This window comes from Micromonospora sp. NPDC023814 (assembly GCF_040639595.1).
In the GTDB taxonomy this organism is placed as follows: domain Bacteria; phylum Actinomycetota; class Actinomycetes; order Mycobacteriales; family Micromonosporaceae; genus Micromonospora.
In genome coordinates this window covers 81947-95590 of the sequence record NZ_JBFAAF010000002.1, presented here as the reverse complement: position 1 = coordinate 95590, position 13644 = coordinate 81947, and the positions used below count along the sequence as shown (strand labels likewise).

Below are 13644 nucleotides of genomic sequence, written 5' to 3'. Positions count from 1 at the left end.
GCAGTCGCGAACCGAGGTGACGTCCGTGAGCGCGAGGAGTGAGCCGGGTTTGCGAGCCCCGCAGTCGCGAACCGAGGTGACGCCGTGAGGTTCGGGGAGTTCCTGCTGGTCGCGGTGCTGGCGCTGCCGGCGCTGGGTGCGCTCGCGGTGGCCGCGACGCCCCGGGAGCGGGCGGCCCGGGCGCTCGGCACGGCCGTCGCCGGGCTGACCCTGGTGGCCGCCACGCTGCTCGTCCTCGGCGAGCGCGGCTGGGTCACCTACGCGGCCGACGTGCCCGCGGTGCGCCCGTGGCACCGGCTCGACCTGCCCTGGGTGCCCGGTCTGGACCTGCGCTTCCACCTCGGGGTGGACGGCATCTCCTGGCCGCTGGTCGTGCTGACGGCCCTGCTCACCCTGCTCTGCTGCGCCTACACCCTGTGGCGGGTGCCCGAGGGCGGCAGCGGGCGGGCGCTGGTGGCGCTGCTGCTGGTCGTCGAGGTCGGCATCCTCGGCACCTTCCTCGCCCTCGACCTCGTGCTGTTCTTCGTGTTCTTCGAGGTCGTCCTCCTGCCGATGTACGCGATCATCGCCGGCTGGGGCGGCGCGGACCGGCGGCGGGCGGCCCGCAAGTTCGCCCTCTACACGCTGTTCGGCTCGGTGCTGCTGCTGGTCGGCGTCTACACGGTGGTGGCCGCCGCGGGCACCGCCGACATCATGGCGCTCACCGGCGGAGCCGAGCTGTCCCGGAGCACCCAGCTCGCCGCGTTCACCCTGCTCGCGCTGGCGTTCGCGGTGAAGAGCCCGCTCTGGCCGCTGCACTCCTGGCTGCCCGACGCGCACACCCAGGCGCCCACCGTCGGCAGCGTCGTCCTCGCCGGGGTGCTGCTCAAGATGGGCACGTACGGGCTGATCCGGATCGCGGTCGGCGTGGCGCCGGAGGGCGCCCGCTGGGCCGCCCCGGTGCTCGGCGTGCTCGCGGTCGCGGCGATCCTGGTCGGGTCGCTGGTCTGCCTCGCGCAGCGCGAGCTGAAACGGCTGATCGCGTACTCCAGCGTGGGGCACATGGGCTTCGTGCTGCTCGGGGTCGCCACGCTCACCACCACCGGCATCCAGGCGGCCCTGATCGGCAACGTCGCGCACGGGGTGATCACCGGCCTGCTGTTCTTCCTCGCCGGCGCGGTCAAGGACCGTACGCACACCGGGGCGCTCGACGAGCTGTCCGGGCTGCGGGAGACCGCGCCCCGGCTCGCCGGGCTGTTCGGCTTCGCCGCCGTCGCCTCGCTCGGCCTGCCCGGGCTCGCCGGCTTCTGGGGCGAGGCGTTCGCGGTGGTGGCCGCCGTCGAGGTCGGAGGGCCGCTCTGGACCACGCTGGGCGTGCTGGCCGCGCTCGGCGGGGCGCTCACCGCGGCGTACTTCCTGCGGTTGCTGCGGCGGGTGACGCACGGGCGGCCCAGCCCGGCGGTCGGGCGGCTGGCTCCCGGCCTGGCCGGCGCGGAACTGGCCGCGTGGGCGCCGCTGGTGCTGCTGGCTCTCGCGGTCGGTCTGGCCCCGACCCTGGTGCTCGGCGTCGCCGAGGCCCCCGTGGACGCCCTCGTGGAGGTGCTGCGATGAGCGAGCCGGGCCGACGGAACGGACGCGGCGAGGTGTCGGCGTGAGCGTGGTGCAGAGCGTCGACAACGTGGCGCTGCTCCCGGCGTACCTGGCCGCCGGGACGGCCGTGCTGGTGCTGCTCGCCGACCTGCTGGTGGCCCGCTCCCGGGTCACGCTGGCGACGGCCGCCGCCGGCGCGGTCGCCACGGCGCTCGGCGCGGCCCTCGTCGGCGCCGGGGACGAGCGGCGGACGTTCTGCGTCGGCCCCGACTGCTCGTACGTCTTCGGCGGCCGGGCCGCCCTGGTCGCGGCGGTCGTCGCCCTGCTCACGCTCGGGGTGCTCGCGCTGTCCGGGCCGCTGCTGCGGGCGGGGCAGTCGCCGACGGGGGAGTACTGCTTCCTGCTCGCCTGCTCGATGACGGGCGGCGTGGTGCTCGGCGCGGCCGGCGACCTGATCACCCTGGTCGTGGCGCTGGAGACGCTCACCCTGCCGCTCTACGTGCTCGTCGGGCTGCGCCGGGGCAGCCTGGCCAGCGCCGAGGCGGCCGTCACCTTCTTCGTGGTCAGCGTGATCGCCACCACGCTGACCCTGCTGGGGGCGGCGCTGCTCTACGCGGCCACGGGCGGGCTGCACCTGGGCCGGCTCGGCGCGATCCTGACCGACCGGCCGGACCTGCTCGACCTGCCGTTGACCACCGCCGCCGTGGCGCTGGTCGTGCTGGGGCTGGCGTTCAAGGTGGCGACGGTGCCCTTCCACGCCTGGGCGCCGGCCACCTACGACGGCGCCCCGCTGCCGGTGGCGGCATACCTGTCCACCGCCTCGAAGCTGGGCGGCGTGGTGGCCCTGCTCGCCGTCGTGCAGCACGCGCTGCCGGCCCACGTGACGGGGCCGGTGCTCGCCCTGCTCGCGGTGCTGACGATGACCGTGGGCAACCTGGTGGCGCTGCGCCAGCGGCGTACGGTCCGGCTGCTCGCCTGGTCCTCGGTGGCCCAGGCCGGCTACATCCTCGCCCCGCTGGGCGCGTTGGCGCTGGCTGCCGGACGCACCGCCGACGCCCGCACCGCCGCGTACGCGGCCGCCGTCGCGTACGCCGTCTTCTTCGTGGTGCTGGAGCTGGCGGCCTTCGCGGCCGTGGTGGCGTTGCGCCCGGCGGGCGCGGACGGCGGCACCGTCGACGACCTGCGCGGCGCGGGCCGTCGGCACCCGTGGCGGGCGGCGGCGCTGGGGCTGGCGCTGATCGGGCTCGCCGGTCTGCCGCCGGGCCTGGCCGGCCTCTTCGCCAAGGTGACCGTGGTCCGTTCCCTGCTGGACGGCGGCGCGGGCTGGCTGGCCCTGGTGGTGGCCGTGAACGCGGTGCTCGGCCTCGCCTACTACCTGCGCCTCACCGCCGCCCTCTGGGCCGCCCCGCCCGTGGCTCCGACGGCCCCGGTCGCCGGGCCCACCGCCCCCGCCGGTGGGGACGCCACGCCGGTCGGTGCCCCGGCCCCCGCCGTGCGGGCCGGGACGGTCGGCGCGGCGCTGGTCGGGGCGACCGTGGTGGCCGTGGTGATCGGTTTCGCTCCGCAGCTCGTGCTCGACCTCGCCGCCCGCTGAGCGAACCCGTCAGGCGGCGGGCTCCCGCGCCCGGATTCCCGCTGATCGTGGCGGTAATCGCAGGCGGGCACTCCGGACATCCCAGGCAACTCACAGCCATGAGACGGATGGTTGACGGGTACCGGGTTGTTGAAACGGTCAGCGGGTCCCGCGTGGATCCGCGCACCGAAGGAGTGATCGTGCACCACAACCGTCTGAAGACCGCCGCGTTGCTCGGCCTGCTCACCTCGCTGATCCTGGCGGTGGGCTACTGGTTCGGCGGCAGTGGCGGACTGGTCATCGCCGTCGTCGTCTCGCTGCTGATGAACGGCGTCACCTACTTCTACTCCGACAAGCTCGCGCTGCGCTCGATGCGGGCGCAACCGGTCAGCGAGGCACAGTTCCCCGAGCTGTACCGGATGGTCCGCGAGTTGGCCACCGAGGCCGGGCAGCCGATGCCGCGCCTCTACGTGAGCCCGACGTCCCAGCCCAACGCGTTCGCCACCGGGCGGAACCCGCAGCACGCGGCCGTCTGCGTGACCCAGGGGATCACCGAGATCCTCGACTACCGGGAGCTGCGCGGGGTGATCGGGCACGAGCTGTCGCACGTCTACAACCGGGACATCCTCATCTCCAGCGTGGCGGCCGGTCTGGCCGGCATCATCACCATGCTGGCGAACATCGCCTGGTTCATCCCGCTGGGCGGTGGCGACGACGAGGACTCCCCGAACCCGATCGTGCTGCTGCTCACCATCGTCCTGGGCCCGATCGCGGCCACCGTCATCCAGCTCGCGATCAGCCGCAGCCGGGAGTTCCAGGCGGACGCCTCCGGCGCCCGGCTGACCCGGGACCCGCTGGCCCTGGCCAGCGCCCTGCGGAAGATCCACATGGGCACCCAGCGCCGGCCGCTGCCGGCCCAGGGGCAACTCACCAGCACCGCCCACCTGATGATCGACAACCCGTTCCGGGGCGGCGGCGTGGCCGCGCTCTTCTCCACCCACCCGCGGATGGAGGAGCGGGTCGCGCGCCTGGAGCAGATGGCCGCCAGCAGCGGCCCGGTGCAGTTCCAGCGCTGAGGCGTTGATCACCTCTCCGCCCGTGCCCGGCGCCGCCGGGCACGGGCGGACCGCTGTGTGAGCGTGTTAACCGTTTCGTCCCGAGGCCGGCCGGCGTTAGGGTCGGAAGGGGTTTTCGCTCATTACAATTCCTTGGAGGTCGACCGTGGCCGCACTGCGCCAGTACCTGGGCGTCTGGCGGATCCCCGGGGCACCGATGCTGCTGGTCACCGGCATCATCGGGCGGCTCGGGATCGGGATGACGCCGCTGGCGCTGCTGCTGGTCGTCGAGCAGGTCACCGGGCGATACTCGCTGGCCGCCGTCGCCGGGGGCATCTACGCCCTGGCCGGCGCGGCGCTCAGCCCCGTGGCCGGCCGGATCGCCGACCGGATCGGCCCCAGCCCCGTGCTGCTCGGCACGGCGGTCGCCCACCCGCTCGCCCTGATCGGCCTGCTCTGGTCCGCCCGCGCCGACGCCGGCAGCCTGGCGCTGGTCTTCGTGGCCTCCGGCGTGGCCGGGGCGACGTACCCGCCGCTGACCGCCGCGATCCGGGGCGCCTGGAACGACCTGACCTCGCCCGCGTCGGGCCGGCGACAGCTGCGCAACACCGCGCTCGCCGCCGAGACCACCCTCTTCGAGATCGTCTTCGTGCTCGGCCCGCTGCTGGTCGCCGGCTTCATCCTGGTCGCCGACGCCAAGGCCGCCCTGGTCGGTTCGGCCGTGGTGACCCTCGTCGGCACCACCGCGGTGGCGCTGGGCCGGGTGATGCGGGGCTGGCAGCCGCACCCGCGCGAGCACCACACCAGGGGGCTCGGGCCGCTGCGCGTCCCCGGTTTCCCGGCGCTGCTGCTCTGCGTGGCCAGCCTCGGCATCGCCTTCGGCGCGGCCGGCGTGACCGTGCCCGCGTTCGCGACCGACTACACCTCCGACGACCCGGACAGTCTCGCCGGCGTGCTGCTGGCCGTCTGGGGCGTCGGCAGCGCGTTGGGCGGGTTCTGGTTCGGCGTCCGCAAGCCGGCCCGGAACATGACCCGGCAGTTCGCGCTGCTGCTCGCCGCGGTGGCCGGCAGCTTCGCCGTCTTCGCGGTGATGCCCACCCCGGCGGCGCTGGGCACCGCCCTGGTGATCGGCGGCGCCACGATCGCGCCCGCGCTCACCCTGGAGAACACCCTGGTCGGCCGGATCTCGCCGACCAGCATGCTCAACGAGGCGTACACCTGGGTGGTGACCATGTCGGTGGGCGCCAGCGCCGCCGGCGGCGCGGTGGCCGGCCTGATCGTCGACCACGCCGGCGGGGTGCCCTGGGCGTTCCTCTTCGCCGGGGCGGCGGTCGCCGTCGGGGCCGGGATCGCGGCCCTGCCCGCCGGCCCCATCGCCCGCGCGGAGGCCACCGCGGTACGCGCCGAGGATCTCGTGCCCGCCTGACCCGCACCGCCGGTCGCCGGCTGACCCGCACCGCCGGTCGCCGGCTGACCCGCACCGCCGGTCGCCGGCTGTCCCGGCCGCCGGCGGGGTCAGCGCTGCTGCGTCATCCGGTCGGCGAGGCGACGCAGCGCCGGCGCGGCGGCGAGCAGCGCCTTCCGGTCGGCGTCGTCCAGGCCCGCCAGCGCGGCGCCGAGCAGGTCCCGCCGGTGCCGCCCGTACGCGGCGATCCGCTCCCGCGCCGCGTCGGTCAGTTCCAGGCGGACGGTCCGCCGGTCGACCGGGTCCCGGTCCCGGTGCAGCAGCCCGGCGGAGGTCAGCTCGCCGACCAGCGTGCTGACCGTGTTGGGCGCGGTGCCCAGCCGCTCCGCGGCCTCGCGGACGCCGACGCCCGGCTGCCGCTGCACCAGCCGCAGCACCTCCACCTGCGCGTCCGGCAGGGCGACGCGGCCGGCCCGCTGGCTGGCCGCCCGGCGCAGCACCCGGTGCAGGTCGCCGAGGGCTCCGCTGAGCTGGTCCACCGTCTCGTCCGTCACAGGACACTCTCCCCGCTTCAACAACTCTGTGGGCAGAGCTATCGTATGCGGGCCGCCGCCACGGAGGGGACCGCCATGCCGCACGCCACCGCGCCGCCCGTACGCCCGGACGAGCGCGTCGCCGCGCCGACGGGACGGGCCGCCGCGGTGCTGCTGGTGCTGCTCGGCACGATCACCGCGTTCGGGCCGCTCTCCCTGGACACCTACCTGCCGGCGTTCCCGGAGATGACCCGCGACCTGGCCGCCAGCCAGGCACAGATCCAGCTCTCCCTCACCACCTGCCTGATCGGCATGGCGCTCGGCCAACTCGTCACCGGCCCGCTCAGCGACCGCTGGGGCCGGCGCCGACCGGTGCTCGTGGGCGTCGGCGCGTACACCCTGCTGTCGCTGCTCTGCGCGGCCGTGCCGTCGGCCGAGGCCCTGGCCGCGGCGCGGTTCGCGCAGGGCTTCGCCGGCGGCATGGGCGTGGTCGTCGCGCGCGCCGTCGTCCGCGACCTCTACGCCGGCCGGGACGCCGCGAAGTACTTCTCCCGGCTCACCCTGGTCTTCGGTATCGCCCCGATGGCCGCGCCGGCCTTCGGCAGCCTGGTGCTGCGTTTCGGCTCCTGGCGTACCGTCTTCGTCGCCCTCGCGGTGATCGGCGCGCTGCTCGCCGCCGCCGTCGCGTGGCGGCTGCCGGAGACGCTGCCCGCATCCCGACGCAGCACCGGCGGCCTCGCCGCCACGGCCGCCGCCGGCCGCTCGCTCTTCACCGACCGGATCTTCCTGGGGTACGCGCTGGCGCAGGGCCTCGCCTTCGCCGGGCTGTTCGCCTACATCTCCGGATCGTCCTTCGTCTTCCAGGACGTCTTCGGCGTCTCGGCCGGCACGTTCAGCCTGATCTTCGGCGTCAACGCGCTCGCCCTGGTCGCCGTCGGTCAGGCCAACGCCCGCCTGCTGGACCGCTTCGAGCCCCGCAGGCTGCTGATCGGGCCGCTCGGGGTGGGGGTGCTGGCCGCCGCCGCCGTGCTCGCGGGCGCGCTGCTCGACGCCCTGCCGCTGGTGGCGGTGGCCCTGTTCGTCTTCGTCGGATCGCTCGGCATGGTGACGCCGAACGGCACCGCGCTCGCCCTGGACCGGCACGCCGCCCACGCCGGCACCGCCGCCGCCCTGCTGGGCGCCATCCAGTCGGTGGTGGGGGCGGCAGCGGCGCCGCTGGTCGGGCTGGGCGGGGAGGGCAGCGCCGTTCCGATGGCCGTGGTGATCACCGGTGCGGCGGTCGCCTCCCTCGCCGTCGTCCTCACCCTGGCCCGCCCGCGCCGGTCCACCACGGCGACCTCCGCCGAGGGCTGACTGTGAGCATGGCGGGACTGGTTCCCGCCGGTGGTAGGTGGCGGCGTCAGAAGTTGAAGTCCCGGATCGCGGCGCCGCCCGACGCGGCCGTCGCCACGAAGAACTCGACCAACTCGGCGTGGTGCCGCTCCAGGCGGTCGAGGTCGTCGTCGTCCCAGAGGCCGGGGTAGACCCTCGCCTCGGACATCCCCTTCGGGTCGAAGTGCCGCGCAAGCGCCTCGAACGGCGTCGCGCTCAGGGCGCGGGCGGCCTCGGCGACCCTGCCGTCGTCCCAGCCGAAGAGGGTGCACTCCTCGTCGATGACGTCGCCGTTCTCGTAGAGGTCGACCCCCACCTCCGCCCCGTCCAGCAGGAACTGGAGGCCGGCCCAGGCCTTGTCGAGGCAGCAAACCGGCCGATCCTCGTCGTCGACGACGTGCTCCGCGGCCCACTCCGGGTCCGCGAACGCCCGGTCCAACTCCTCCGAGGTCACCCGGGTGAACGACAGCACACTCCCCATGGATCCACCACTCCACATCGGCCCGGTCGAATCGGCGGCCAGTCTGATAGCCCCCTCCGACGACCGGCGGGCACCGGCGAGCACCACGGAGCCCGACCGCAGGGGCCCAGGCCCTCGCCGGGCCGCCGGCCGTCAGACGGAAATACCGAACGACGACCGACGGCAACGACGTCTGCCAGGCTGCAGCAGGTCGACGACCTGATGATCAGCCAGGGCGGCTGAGGCTTACCGATAGTTCGTGAACTGGAGGGCGAGGCCGAAGTCCTCGCCCTTGAGCAGCGCGATGACGGCCTGGAGGTCATCCTTCTTCTTGCCGGTGACCCGGAGCTGGTCGCCCTGGATCTGCGCCTGGACGCCCTTCGGGCCCTCGTCGCGGATCTTCTTGCTGATCGCCTTGGCCTTGTCCGAGTCGATGCCCTGGATGACCTTGCAGTCGATCTTGAAGGTCTTGCCCGACGAGCGCGGGTCGCCGGCATCCAGCGACTTCAGCGAGATGTTCCGCTTGACCAGCTTCTCCTTGAAGACCTCCAGCGCGGCCCGTACCCGCTCCTCGGTCTCCGCCTGGAGGCTGATCGCCTCCTCGCCCGACCAGGAGATCTCGGCGCCGGTGCCCCGGAAGTCGAACCGCGTCGCGAGCTCCTTCTCCACCTGGCGGAGGGCGTTGTCGACCTCCTGGCGGTCGACCTTGCTCACGATGTCGAACGACGGGTTCGCTGCCATGCTCATGCTCCTGCTGTCCGGCGGTTTGTGGTCCTGTGTCCCCCGCTGACCAGCGGTACGACCCCCTGACGGTACCCGGTTGCGCTCCTGCCGGGGGGAGCCGCTATCCTTGCTTCCGCTGCCGCGTTACGACGCGGTGGGGTGCCCTGGCGGGTTGCCCGAGCGGCCAATGGGAGCGGACTGTAAATCCGTCGCGAAAGCTACAGAGGTTCGAATCCTCTACCCGCCACCAGGAGCACCAACGGCCCCTGACCAGCAGGAATGCTGATCGGGGGCCGTTGTCGTTTGTCTGGCCGAGTCCGGCTGCGTCCAGCCGTTGACGACTGGTTGTGGGCAGATCGTGGGCGGGTCGATCTTGCCTCTGGGGGCTCCTCTGGGGCTGCGCCTGCCGGGCTGGCGCGGGCCGTGCGCGTAGGGACCGGCTGAGGGCTCTACGGCTGGCGTGTCGCTGGCTGCGGGAGGTAGGCCGGGGGCAAGCCAGTCCCGGGGTTGGACTGGCGCGGCAGTCGGAAGCCCCGGCCCTCGACCAGGTCGACCCGTTCGGCTTCCGTACCGCCCTGGCCGTAATCGTGCCGCTGCGGATTTGGGGGCGGCGGTCCGGCGGCAGTCGGCGGCTCTCCGCCCCGGTGCCGAAGGCAGCCGGGGCGGCTTGCCGCCGGCCGGCTCACCGCCCCCGCGCCGCGCGGAGCGCGGCGCCTTGATCAGAAACAGGGATATTCGGCAGTTACGTGTCCGGCACTCATTTCTTCCGCGGCTGATGTGCGACATGCGTCCGCCAACTGATCTGCGACAGGCCACGCGCTTCTCGCGGCATGAGAGGGTCGGGAGCGGTTGCCGCCTTCGATGCGTCACGGTCGGCCCTCACCGTCTGGCAGGCAGGCGGGGTTAGCCGAGCGGGCACAATGCCGTGGTGGACTGGCCGTTGAAGGTGCCGACCCCTGTGACCAGGACGACTGAGTAACCAAGGCCGACTGTCGTGCACGTGCTGGCACGTTGTCCGGCGCTCATGTCCAGCGCTCAGACAGGGACCGCGACAGGATGCAGGGTGCCGCTTTTATACTCGGCTTGAAGGTGACTGGCGCTCGCATTAACTGTCACATGCCGGACACTTTGGGCGACCGGGCAGGCTGAACGGTCCTGATGGGCGGCCGAACGGTCCGTCCCCGATCCCCAACAGACGGTCGGAAACGCAGGTTGTGAGATCGACCATCTCCACCTTCGACGTTAGCCTGGGGAGATGGGGTACCCATACGAGGACTTGGACGATAGCCAGTTTGAGAGGCTAGTGGTGGAGTGCATGCGGGAGCTCTTCGGCGATGGCGTGCAGTCATTCACGCCTGGACCCGACGGCGGCCGAGACGCACGCTTCCACGGCACTGCCGCCAGGTTCCCCAGTACCGCCGAGCCTTGGACTCAAATCACTATCGGTCAGGCGAAGCACACCAACGCCACCAACGCGCATTTTAGTGACAGCGACTTCAGCAGCACCGCCGAGAGTTCCGTGCTTTCAGAGGAAATCCCGCGAATCCGGAAGCTCGTAGCAGACGATGAGGTGCACAACTACATTCTTTTTAGCAACAGGCGCTTGGGCGGGGTCACTGCCCCTGCAATTATCAAACGCCTTGCTGAGGAGACCGGCCTCGACAAATATCGGATCCATCTCGCTGGCATTGAGTTCATCGATGCCACGATTCAAAGGTATCCAGATATCCTGCGACGAGCCCGAATCGACCCACTCGATGGCCCGCTGCTCGTGAGTAGCTACGATTTGGCTGAAGTCATACTGGCGATCTCCAAAGGACTTGAGGCCCCGCTACCGCCCGACGATGCCCCTGTTGTCGATCGGGTTGGATACGAAGAGAAAAACCGCATTAACGGAATGACTCCGGAGTTTGCGAAGGTGCTCAAGGATCGCTACCTGCACGAAACTCATAGGATTAAGAGATTCTTGGCAGACCCGTCTAACGCTGACATCTTGCGACATTACGAGGGTGCGGTCGATGAGTTTCAGCTAAAGATAATCGCAAAGCGTAAGAGCTATCAGTCATTCGACGCTCTATTTAACTACCTCGTGGATCTTCTCTTCAATCGAGACGCCGTTTTGTCGCGAAACCGACGTCTAACTCGGGCGATGGTGTTTTACATGTACTGGCACTGCGACATCGGAGAGACTCCAGATGCTGCGGCCCAATAAGCACTCCCACCCGGATCAGACCGTGTTGGCGGCTTCTACCGTGCTACTCGCCGAACTGAAGCACAAGCGAGCTGTGTCGTATACCGACCTCAAGACCACGCTCGACAAAGCGACCCGGGGATCCGACTACCTGTTCACTCCCGCAGTGAGCTTGTTGTACCTCCTCGGCCTTGTGGAATACCGCGCAACTGCCGATCTATTTGAATATGCGGGGAAGTGATGAGGCTAAAGAGGATCTACTCCAATAGGCCGGATATTTTCGCGCCAATAGAGTTCAACGAAGGATTCTCGGCCGTCATGGCCGAAATTCGCGTCCCCGCCAATCGCCTTCTTGACACACATAATCTTGGCAAGAGCACCCTCGCAGAGCTTATCGATTTCTGTTTGCTGAAGGGCAAGAGCGGCAGCTTTTTTCTCTACAAACACAAGTCTCTCTTCGAGAAGTTCATCTTTTTCCTAGAAGTTGAACTGCCCTCCGAGGGGTACCTCACCATTGGTCGCCCCGTTGATCCCGGCTCAAAAATCCATTTCAAGCGCAGTAAGACGTCGATCGAGGACATGGCGGCACAAGGGAGTCCCGACTGGGATCACTCAGGTGTGTCCTTTGAACGTGCCAAGTTGCTGCTAGACGGAATGCTAGCGCTTGACGCGATCCGACCTTGGGGTATCCGAAAGCTAGTAGGTTACCTAATTCGCTCCCAAAGGGACTATCTCGACGTTTTTCAGCTCAGTAAGTTCGCCGGAAAGCACCAGGACTGGAAGCCCTTCGTTGCGCACCTACTCGGCATGAACTCCACACCTGTAGTTGGCCTGTATCAAAAGAGGGAGGAGCTTGTAAAAGCCAACGCAGATCTTGCCACCCTAAGTCGAGAGTGGAGTGGTGAGGATGTCGATCCGTCTGTTCTTGACGGTCTAATCTCCGTGAAGAAGCGCGACATCGACGCCAGGACGGGGGCCCTCGCGAGTTTCAACTTCCAAGAGGAAGACAGTCGCGCCACGTCAGATCTAATCGATCGCACCGAAGCACAGATTTCGGCACTGAACGAAGAGAGCTATCGCTTAACGCAGCTGATTCAGCGCATCGTGGAGTCTCTGGAGGAGGAGCAGGTTCTCTTTCGGCCAAAGGATGCTGAAAAGCTTTTCCGCGAAGCAGGCGTCCTTCTCGGGGATCAGGTCAAGCGTGAATACGATCAGCTCATCGCATTCAATCGATCGATCACAGTGGAGCGGCAAGAGGCCCTTCAGTCCCAGCTAAGCGAGAGCAGGGTCAGGCTTGCAGAGTTGCGGGTAGAACTGGACGCCCTCAACCAACAGCGCGCTCAGTCGCTGGATTACCTCAGAGTCTCTGATTCGATGGAGAAGTACAAGGCGTTGTCCTTGGAGCTGAGCAACCTTCAAGGTGAGTTGAGCGTACTTGAGGCCAAGCGAAATGCCGCAGCCAGACTGGCGGAACTTCGGCGGCAGCAGCGGAGCCTAACTGAGGACTTCGGACATCTTCAGACTGAGGTCGAGACCCAGATCGAAGAAATTAGCCGCGATGAGGAAAGCCGCTTTGGTCGGCTTCGCCGCTACTTTACCCAGATCATCTATGAGGTTTTGGGGCAAAACGCAATTATCGCTATCAGGATGAACGGTCAGGGCGGTCTAGATTTTACCGCCGAGTTCATTGAAAATAGCGGCGTGGCAACAAGCGGCGATCGCGGTACGTCCTACCGAAAGCTCCTCTGCATTGCCTTCGACCTAGCCTTTCTTCGAACCTACCTCGATGTTCCATTTCCTCGTTTCGTCTATCACGATGGCGCATTGGAGCAGTTGGAGCCGCGTAAGCGTGAGAAGTTGATCGGTGTGTTCCGCGAGTATGCGGCACTTGGCGTACAGCCGATAATCTCACTTCTCGACAGCGACTTGCCGGAACCGGTTGGCTCAGGTCTGGAAACGCTAATGCCAGAGGACATTGTGGTTACGCTTCATGATGAGGGCCAGGAGGGTCGCCTGTTCAGGATGGCGAAGTGGTAGCAACTTACCCGGCGACGCGGTTCGGGGGTTACAGGGCGCAGTCGGGTAGCCGATAGGTTCTTACTACTTCTTGCGCCCTGCCGCTTCTTCGCACAATCACCTCTCGTTCAATTAGCGCGGCTCCCACTTCTATCTTGAACAAGATAGCGAGGTCCGCATCAGCTGCAACCTCACGCTCCTTTGTCTCAGCTTGGCTGGCGGGAGGGACGAAGGCGACCGCGTACGTGCCACGTCCGTGTTCGGTAGCAACCAGCCCGGCGTCCCGCAAAGCAGCGATTGCGTGGCGGATCGTTCCGCGGCTCACCCTGAACTCGGAGGTAAGGGTGCTTTCTGCGGGCAACAAGGCGCCTGGCGGGATCTCGCCGTCCTCGATTCGCTGTCTCAGCTCGTTAGCGATAGTCCGATATCGGGGCTGGCCATAGTGCGGGGTGGGCACCTGCTCACCGTACCTGGCACTTGTCTTACCAAGCGCCAACCAAGTGACCCGTTTCGGCGTATGGACAACTCGTCCACTCGTAGGTACGTTTCCTCATGTGCGGCCGAAGTGACGGTCTGTATCAGGGGTGGTGCCATGCCGGCCCTGGCCGCACCTACGCGTGGCGTCCTGTCGGGCCGGTTGCGGTAGCCGCGCGGACAAGTTGGTTCGGCGATATTCGACCCGTCCGCGTTCGGACGGTGCGCCGTGCCTTCATCCGGACCGGTGGCCAGGTGCATTCCCCCGTGGCTG

At 68.9% G+C, this 13644-nt stretch carries 12 protein-coding genes and 1 tRNA gene; 9 read left to right on the top strand and 4 right to left on the bottom strand.

Annotated elements, in window-relative coordinates:
* Nucleotides 1-84: 84 nt before the first annotated feature.
* From AB0G14_RS01570 to AB0G14_RS01555, 4 genes are all read left to right on the top strand, one after another.
* Nucleotides 85-1590, top strand: coding sequence for an NADH-quinone oxidoreductase subunit M (locus AB0G14_RS01570; protein ID WP_357692618.1), 1506 nt, complete (start codon nucleotides 85-87; stop codon nucleotides 1588-1590).
* Nucleotides 1591-1630: 40 nt separating this feature from the next.
* Entirely contained in the window at nucleotides 1631-3163 is a 1533-nt protein-coding gene (locus AB0G14_RS01565; RefSeq protein WP_357692617.1) for an NADH-quinone oxidoreductase subunit N, read from the top strand.
* 179 nt (nucleotides 3164-3342) lie between these two features.
* A complete protein-coding gene (gene htpX, locus AB0G14_RS01560) occupies nucleotides 3343-4218 on the top strand; it encodes a zinc metalloprotease HtpX (RefSeq protein WP_350711578.1) in 876 nt (291 codons plus the stop codon).
* Nucleotides 4219-4363: 145 nt separating this feature from the next.
* A complete protein-coding gene (locus AB0G14_RS01555) occupies nucleotides 4364-5623 on the top strand; it encodes an MFS transporter (RefSeq protein ID WP_357692615.1) in 1260 nt (419 codons plus the stop codon).
* 89 nt (nucleotides 5624-5712) lie between these two features.
* On the opposite strand, the gene AB0G14_RS01550 is transcribed toward AB0G14_RS01555, so the two are convergent.
* Nucleotides 5713-6156: a MarR family transcriptional regulator gene (locus AB0G14_RS01550; protein ID WP_357692613.1), complete on the bottom strand. Its 444-nt coding sequence runs from the start codon at nucleotides 6154-6156 to the stop codon at nucleotides 5713-5715.
* A 75-nt stretch (nucleotides 6157-6231) separates the two neighbouring features.
* On the opposite strand from AB0G14_RS01550, the gene AB0G14_RS01545 reads away from it, so the two are divergent.
* Nucleotides 6232-7488 carry a multidrug effflux MFS transporter gene (locus AB0G14_RS01545; protein ID WP_357692611.1) on the top strand — a complete coding sequence of 419 codons (1257 nt, stop codon included), beginning with the start codon at nucleotides 6232-6234 and terminating at the stop codon, nucleotides 7486-7488.
* 46 nt (nucleotides 7489-7534) lie between these two features.
* Here AB0G14_RS01545 and AB0G14_RS01540 read toward each other — a convergent pair whose 3' ends face one another.
* Nucleotides 7535-7987, bottom strand: a complete 453-nt coding sequence (locus AB0G14_RS01540) for a YfbM family protein (RefSeq protein ID WP_357692609.1) — start codon at nucleotides 7985-7987, stop codon at nucleotides 7535-7537.
* Nucleotides 7988-8212: 225 nt separating this feature from the next.
* The gene (locus AB0G14_RS01535; RefSeq protein ID WP_357692607.1) at nucleotides 8213-8707 is read right to left on the bottom strand and encodes a YajQ family cyclic di-GMP-binding protein; all 495 of its coding nucleotides are present in this window, start codon (nucleotides 8705-8707) and stop codon (nucleotides 8213-8215) included.
* Between the two features lie 148 nt (nucleotides 8708-8855).
* On the opposite strand from AB0G14_RS01535, the gene AB0G14_RS01530 reads away from it, so the two are divergent.
* The 4 genes from AB0G14_RS01530 (at nucleotide 8856) to AB0G14_RS01515 (ending at nucleotide 12917) form a co-directional block, all read left to right on the top strand.
* Nucleotides 8856-8939 (top strand) — tRNA-Tyr (locus AB0G14_RS01530).
* A 1005-nt stretch (nucleotides 8940-9944) separates the two neighbouring features.
* On the top strand, nucleotides 9945-10901 hold the full coding sequence (locus AB0G14_RS01525; RefSeq protein ID WP_357692605.1) for an ABC-three component system protein: 957 nt from the start codon (nucleotides 9945-9947) through the stop codon (nucleotides 10899-10901).
* Entirely contained in the window at nucleotides 10885-11121 is a 237-nt protein-coding gene (locus AB0G14_RS01520) for an ABC-three component system middle component 8 (RefSeq protein WP_357692603.1), read from the top strand. The genes AB0G14_RS01525 and AB0G14_RS01520 overlap by 17 nt, the downstream gene beginning before the upstream one ends.
* A 77-nt stretch (nucleotides 11122-11198) precedes the next feature.
* A complete protein-coding gene (locus tag AB0G14_RS01515) occupies nucleotides 11199-12917 on the top strand; it encodes a DUF2326 domain-containing protein (RefSeq protein ID WP_357692601.1) in 1719 nt (572 codons plus the stop codon).
* Nucleotides 12918-12945: 28 nt separating this feature from the next.
* On the opposite strand, the gene AB0G14_RS01510 is transcribed toward AB0G14_RS01515, so the two are convergent.
* Entirely contained in the window at nucleotides 12946-13353 is a 408-nt protein-coding gene (locus tag AB0G14_RS01510) for a GntR family transcriptional regulator (RefSeq protein WP_357692599.1), read from the bottom strand.
* Nucleotides 13354-13644 lie beyond the last annotated feature (291 nt).

Excerpts from the sequence above, each read along its gene's own strand:
- AB0G14_RS01515 (WP_357692601.1), top strand. The coding sequence starts at position 11,199 with ATGGCCGAAATTCGCGTCCCCGCCAATCGCCTTCTTGACACACATAAT.
- AB0G14_RS01545 (WP_357692611.1), top strand. The coding sequence starts at position 6,232 with ATGCCGCACGCCACCGCGCCGCCCGTACGCCCGGACGAGCGCGTCGCC.
- AB0G14_RS01540 (WP_357692609.1), bottom strand. The coding sequence starts at position 7,987 with ATGGGGAGTGTGCTGTCGTTCACCCGGGTGACCTCGGAGGAGTTGGAC.
- AB0G14_RS01520 (WP_357692603.1), top strand. The coding sequence starts at position 10,885 with ATGCTGCGGCCCAATAAGCACTCCCACCCGGATCAGACCGTGTTGGCG.
- AB0G14_RS01535 (WP_357692607.1), bottom strand. The coding sequence starts at position 8,707 with ATGGCAGCGAACCCGTCGTTCGACATCGTGAGCAAGGTCGACCGCCAG.
- AB0G14_RS01525 (WP_357692605.1), top strand. The coding sequence starts at position 9,945 with ATGGGGTACCCATACGAGGACTTGGACGATAGCCAGTTTGAGAGGCTA.